Raw genomic sequence first — 4,145 nt, forward strand, 5'->3', positions numbered from 1 at the left:
CGACGAGCGGCTCGGCAAGATCACGTTCTGGACGCTGTTCATCGGCTTCCACGGCACGTTCCTCGTCCAGCACTGGCTCGGCGCCGAAGGCATGCTGCGCCGCATCCCCGATTATCTCGCCGCTGACGGATTCACCGCCCTGAACACCGTCTCGACGGTCTTCTCCTTCCTCCTCGGGAGTTCCCTGCTGCCGTTCTTCTACAACGTCTGGAAGACCGCCAAACACGGCCGGAAGGTCGAGACCGACGACCCCTGGGGATACGGCCGTTCGCTGGAATGGGCGACGTCCTGCCCGCCGCCCCGGCACAACTTCCGTACGCTGCCACGTATTCGTTCCGAATCCCCGGCATTCGACCTGCACCACCCGGAGACCGTGCGTGAGGTCGTGAGCGGGGCGCGCGTGTGAGTGAGGGAATGCGGATGGACGAAGCCATCAACGAGATCGAGGGATATCTGCTCTGGGAGGCGGAGAAGGACCGGGCCCGCACCCGGGCGGAAGCCTTCTGCGCCGGTCTGCCGTGGCTCACCGACACCCAGCGTGGAGAGGTCGAACGGCGGTATTGCCAGGACCAGCGCGAGACGTCGCGGGCCTACCTGGAGCGCATCGCGGTACGGAGTGCCGCCCTGCGCGCCGAATACGAAGAGGTGTACCGCGCCCTGCGGCGGCGGCTGCTCGCCGCATGGGTGAGCGGGATGGTGGCCGTGGCGGTGCTGGTGGCTCTGGCGGCCGCCGGCCTCGCCGCCCGATGAGGTGCGACGAGGCCGGGGCGCCGTACGGCGGTGCGGAGCGAGGGCGACGGCCGCGGGTGGTTGGTGGCGCGGCACGGCCGTCACCCGTCACTCAGCCGGTGACGGTGATCTGGGAGGCGGGGTCGGTGGTGTCGGTGACCTTGTAGGCGGCGTTGAACGTCGAGCTGGTCGCACTGGTGGGACAGCCGAAACCGCCCACCACCTTCACCGGCACCGAGGCGTTGGTGAAGGTCAGGGTGGACGGCGCGCCGTTGGCCCAGGTGCCGTTCACCGTCGCCGCCCCGGTGGGCGCTGCGGTCACCGTGCAGGACGCAAGACCGCTGGTCTTGAGGACGAAGCCGGCGGTGGGGATGGTCAGCCCCGCGGTCACCGGCGCGCCGTCCTGCATGGCGACGCCCCAGCTCCCGGTCGTGGTGACGGTCGCACTGACGCCGGGCATGCTGGTGGTGCAGGACCCGTAGGTCGCCGGGGAGATGGAACTGCTCACCGGGCCCGACGCGTTCTGGTTGCCGGGCGCCGCCGGGACCTGACCACTGGAGGTCGAGGTGGTGCAGGTGACGGTCACCGATCCGGCCGTGAACGTCGCCTTGCCGCTGAGAGTGGCGGTGAAGCCGTGACCGGCGGGGCTCACGGTCGTGGACGCGGCGGCCGCGGACGAGGCGTCGGCGGGCTGCGCCGTCGCGGAGCCGGTTGCGGCCAGGGACAGTGCGACGGCCGCGACGATGCCCGTTCCGGCGGTGAACAGAGCGCGCGGACGGTGCGTGGGGTGCGTCATGCGGGTCTCCTTCGGGGGGTGGGGATTCCGGTGGTGCGGGTGCGGACCCGTGCGCATCGGTCACCTGCTGCGGGCAGGTGAATGGGCGCCGGGGCATAAGGGGGTGAGCGCCGGGCGGTGCGTACGCCGGGCGCTTATCGGGAGCCGCGCGGCCGCATGATGGCGTGCGTACGGCCGGGCAGTTGCTGTGCGGTGGTACTTACGGCTCGGCGGGAGCCGGTGCGGACGGGGCCGCGGGCTCCTCAGGGGCCGGGCCGTCGGCGCCTGCGGGTTCCGCTGTCGGGATCGGCTGCCAGGCGAAGATCATCGCCCCGCCGAGAATTCCCAGGACGGTGCCGATGAGAAAGCCGCCGAGGTTGGACATCACCAGCGCGGCCGCCGCGCCGAGCACGGTGAGGATGCCCGCGAGCCCGCGGTAGTGCGGCGCGAACCACGCCGACAGGCCCATCAGGATCATCACCAGCCCCATCAGCACGGACGGGATACCGGCGATGCCCTGCTGGAGCATGATCTTCAGAGGTGCCAGCGGGAGCGCGCAGATCTCCGCACCGGCGAGGACGGCGGCCAGTCCGCCCCAGAAGGGGCGGCCCTTGCGCCAGCGCCGCCACCGCGCCCACCCTCCGGGACGGCGGGTGCGCCCCTCGTCGCGGGCGGGTGGTGCGGGACGGGTGCCCACCGCGGGCTCCGTCAGCGGTCCGGTTCCCCGGTCGGCGGCGGCCGCCATGTCAGAAGCATTCCTTCTTGCCCTTGGAGACCTTCATGCTCAGGCCGGAGAGCTTGAAGGTGCCCGCGTTGGTCGCCCAGGCGGTCTGCCGGAGCTTGCTGATGGTGACGTCGTCGGCCTGCTGGGCGAACAGGTCCTGCATGCCCTGCGCGCTGTCGGGGCCCTTGTCCAGGGTGGAGGCGTCCCGGCCGATCTCGATCCGGTGGAAGGAGGCGTTGCCGGACAGCTGGGTGGCGTCGACGAAGAGGTCGACCGCCTCGACGGGCTTGCTTCCGGTGCCGGCGCTGAGGTTGAGCGAGATGTCGCCGATGACCGGCAGGTGGGTGACCACCGACTGGCACAGGTTGTTCAGTTCCGCCGACTTGATCGCGGTGACGGCGACCGGCAGGAGTTCGCCCCTGGCGTTCGCGTCCACGCTGCCGTACTGGGCGAAGCCGTCGCCCTTCAGACTGTCGGCCGAGACCTTGAACTGCTGCCCCGAGACGGCGAACGAGGCCGCGAGGGCCCCGTTGGCCAGGGCGATGCCCAGGGCGGCGGTGCCGGCGAGGGCCGGGACGGACAGCACGGCGAACTTCCGCCAGCTGATGCGTCCCGTGACATGTCTGCCGTGTGCGTCCTTCATGACGTGTGTCCCCTTCGAAGAGCGGTGGATCGCGCTGTCGAAACGTGTGGGGGAGTGCGTGACGCTGCGTACGGGCCGTGCGAGGAGCGGCGGGGCGCGGGCGAGCGACGGAAGCCGTGGGGCCGGGGGCAACGCGGTCCGTCGGATGCCCGCCCACCTGAGCGGCCGAGCGCGGCACGGCTGAGCCGCAGCCGGCAATGCATGGGGGAGATCGTGCGGCTCTGTCGTACGCGGTGACGAGCTGTGAGTGATTGTGGAGAACTGCCGAGTGTTACTGGCGAGTTGAATGTAAGTCTGCCAATGACCGCTGGCAAGGTTGAGAGAGCGACCGTTTTCGGACTACTGCGGCCCGGGGCCCTCGTCGCGGCTGAGGATCTCACCCAGCTCGGCCCGCACCCGGCGCTCCATGGCGCGCGCGAATTCGGCGTTGACCACGTCACCTGCCACCGGCCGCAGGGAGTCCACCGCCTGGGCGATGCGCTGGAGTTCGGCCGGGGGGCGGTGATCGAGGCCCGCGGCACCGATCACATGCGTACGGATGACCTCGACGAAGCGGTCCGCCAACTCCGCCACCCTGGACTGGGCGAACGCTCCGGCCTCCAGCACCACCGAGAGCGGGACACCCTCCTTGACCAGGGCGAGTGTCCCGTCGAGCAGTCGGCGGCTGACATGGGTGACGGTGTCCCCGTCGACCGTGAGGTACCCCAGCTCGACGGCGCGCCGGATCGCGGCGTCGGTCGCCTCGTGGCCGAACATCGCCGCCAGGTCCTCCAGAGCGATCTCCACGGGCTCCTCGCGGGACCACTCGCGGGTCATGGCCTCCTCCAGACCGAGGAGTTCGGCGACTCCGCTGCCCTGCTCCCAGGCCGCGATCAGCTCCGCGATACCGCTCACCGCATAGCCGCGGTCGAGGAGGCCGGAGATGACCCGGAGCCGGGCGAGGTGCTCCTGGGAGTACCAGGTGACCCGGCCCTCACGGCGGGGCGGCGGCAGCAGGCCGCGCTCCTGGTAGTAGCGCAGATTGCGCACCTTGACGCCGGCGGCCCGCGCCAACTCCGTGACACGGTATTCCTGTTGGCGCTCCGGTACGTCGTTCACCCAGGAAAGTCTAGGCGCTTCCGGGCCTCATCCGGGTGACTTCCGGACGTGCGGCGGGCGGCCTGATGTCGACGGGAGTGGGGGGGCCCCCCCCCGCGGGGGGGGGGGGGGGCCCCCCCCGGGGGGGGGGGCCCCCCCCGCCCCCCCCCCCCGGGGGCCCCCCACCAAGAAAAGAC

The 4,145-nt window shown here is 71.2% G+C and carries 6 protein-coding genes; 2 read left to right on the forward strand and 4 right to left on the reverse strand.

The window, feature by feature from the left end; genetic code table 11:
- The coding region (locus tag ACH4FH_RS38805; RefSeq protein WP_398560689.1) for a cbb3-type cytochrome c oxidase subunit I at positions 1–406 on the forward strand (406 nt) is incomplete at its 5' end.
- A gap of 14 nt (positions 407–420) precedes the next feature.
- A complete protein-coding gene (locus ACH4FH_RS38810; protein WP_398560690.1) occupies positions 421–750 on the forward strand; it encodes a hypothetical protein in 330 nt (109 codons plus the stop codon).
- A gap of 91 nt (positions 751–841) precedes the next feature.
- On the opposite strand, the gene ACH4FH_RS38815 is transcribed toward ACH4FH_RS38810, so the two are convergent.
- From ACH4FH_RS38815 to ACH4FH_RS38830, 4 genes are all read right to left on the reverse strand, one after another.
- Positions 842–1,525 (reverse strand): hypothetical protein, encoded by a 684-nt coding sequence (locus ACH4FH_RS38815; protein WP_398560691.1) that lies wholly within the window; start codon positions 1,523–1,525, stop codon positions 842–844.
- A gap of 199 nt (positions 1,526–1,724) precedes the next feature.
- On the reverse strand, positions 1,725–2,249 hold the full coding sequence (locus ACH4FH_RS38820; RefSeq protein WP_398560692.1) for a DUF6114 domain-containing protein: 525 nt from the start codon (positions 2,247–2,249) through the stop codon (positions 1,725–1,727).
- Position 2,250: 1 nt separating this feature from the next.
- Positions 2,251–2,871, reverse strand: coding sequence for a DUF6230 family protein (locus ACH4FH_RS38825; protein ID WP_398560693.1), 621 nt, complete (start codon positions 2,869–2,871; stop codon positions 2,251–2,253).
- Positions 2,872–3,210: 339 nt separating this feature from the next.
- Positions 3,211–3,969 (reverse strand): MerR family transcriptional regulator, encoded by a 759-nt coding sequence (locus ACH4FH_RS38830; protein WP_398560694.1) that lies wholly within the window; start codon positions 3,967–3,969, stop codon positions 3,211–3,213.
- Between the last annotated feature and the right edge of the window lie 176 nt (positions 3,970–4,145).

The organism is Streptomyces sp. NPDC017993 (genome assembly GCF_044328065.1).
Classification (GTDB): Bacteria; Actinomycetota; Actinomycetes; order Streptomycetales; family Streptomycetaceae; genus Streptomyces.